Source organism: Rhizobium sp. P1_E1, from assembly GCF_056406015.1.
Genome location: NZ_JBFUAY010000470.1, coordinates 1 through 1,639 on the forward strand (window position 1 = coordinate 1; position 1,639 = coordinate 1,639).

The window sequence follows — 1,639 nt, forward strand, 5'->3', positions numbered from 1 at the left end:
GCCGCGACGCGGATGACGACCGACATTGCTTCCATGCTGGCTCGCAGCGTCGATGACGATCAAGTCTTCACCTCGCCCGCCGAAGACCTCTCGATGTTCGAGACGATGACGAACGGCGTCACGGCGGCCGAGGTCAATCAAGCCTTGCTGCATGCATTCTCCGGCAACGGTCCACAGGTCGTGCTACAGACGACCCAATCACCTGAGGGCGGAGCCGATACGGTTCGGCAAGTCTATGATGCTTCAAAGGCTATTGCTGTCTCGGCTCCATCCGGTGCGGCCGATGTCGCCTGGCCCTACACCCATTTCGGCGAACCGGGTGCCGTGGTCGAACGCCGTACGGACGAGGATCTGGGTTTGACCATGGTGGGCTTTTCCAACGGCGTGCGCCTTACCGTCAAGCCGACCAGGCTGCGTGCCAACGAAGTGCTGGTACGCGAAGATATCGGCCGCGGTCGGCTGGGCCTGCCGCACGACCGTTCCGCTGCGATCTGGGCATCTCCGGCCGTCGTGCTGTCCGGCCTGAAGGCCATGGATTACCAGGATATCCAGAAAGCACTGACAGCCAACATTGTCGGCGTCGACTTCTCGGTCGGCGACAGTTCCTTCAGGTTCGACGGTCGCACGCGGACGGAAGATCTTGCGACGCAATTGCAGCTAATGGCGGCATACACTTCCGATCCCGCATACCGCCCCGAGGCATTCAAGCGGGTGCAGCAGGAGTATTTGAGCGATCTCGATCAGTATGACGCGTCGCCCGGCGACGTTGTCGTCCGCGATTTGGCCGGGCTCGTGCATTCCGGCGACCCGCGCTGGACCTTCCCTGATCGCGCTGAGTTGTCCGCCGCTAAGCCGGAAGATTTCGAGGCGCTGTTCCGGCCTATGGTTTCCAATGGCCCGATCGACATTACCATCGTCGGCGACGTGACGGTGGACGACGCAATCCGGATGACAGCTGAAACCTTTGGCGCCTTGCCGCCGCGCCCGGAGACGGCGCCGAGCAATGATTGGGGTGACGTGCGTTTTCCGGCCGCGAACAAGACGCCCGTTTTGCGGACCCATAGCGGCAGGGCGGATATTGCAGCCGCTGCCTTGGGAGTTCCAGTCGGCGATTTGCTCTCCGATCTGCCGCGGTCGTTCACTGCTAAGATCGCCACCCACATTTTCCAAAACAGGCTGATTGACCAGTTTCGTATTGCCGAAGGCGCAAGCTATGCCCTGAAGAGCGATGTTGACCTGTCAAGGGAAGTTCCCGGCTACGGCTGCGCCTATTTCTCCGTCGGGACGGAACCGGAAAAGGTCCCGCGTTTCTACGCAGTTGTCGAAGAGATCGCCACCGACCTGCGGTCGCATGATGTTTCTCCGGATGAGCTTGCGCGCGCTCGCGAGCCCATCGTCGAGACATTGAAGCATCAGCAGCAGAGCAACGAATATTGGATTGAAGATCTGCACCACGCCCAGACGGACTCGCGTCGTTTGGACCGGATACGCAATAGTCTCACCGGCTACGGCAAAGTCACCGCCGGAGATATCCGCGTGTTTGCCGCGACCTATTTCAGTCCGGAAAAATTCTGGAAATTCGAAGTGCTGCCGGCGACGGTAAGATAGCGGGCGAGGCCGGTTGCGATCAGGGGCGGCG

At 60.7% G+C, this 1,639-nt stretch carries 1 protein-coding gene; it reads left to right on the forward strand.

All coding sequences use genetic code 11. From position 1 onward, the window contains the following. Nucleotides 1-1,608 (forward strand): M16 family metallopeptidase (locus tag AC1D1Z_RS37195; RefSeq protein WP_477853823.1); only part of this gene is annotated, 1,608 nt, incomplete at its 5' end. Nucleotides 1,609-1,639: the final 31 nt, after the last annotated feature.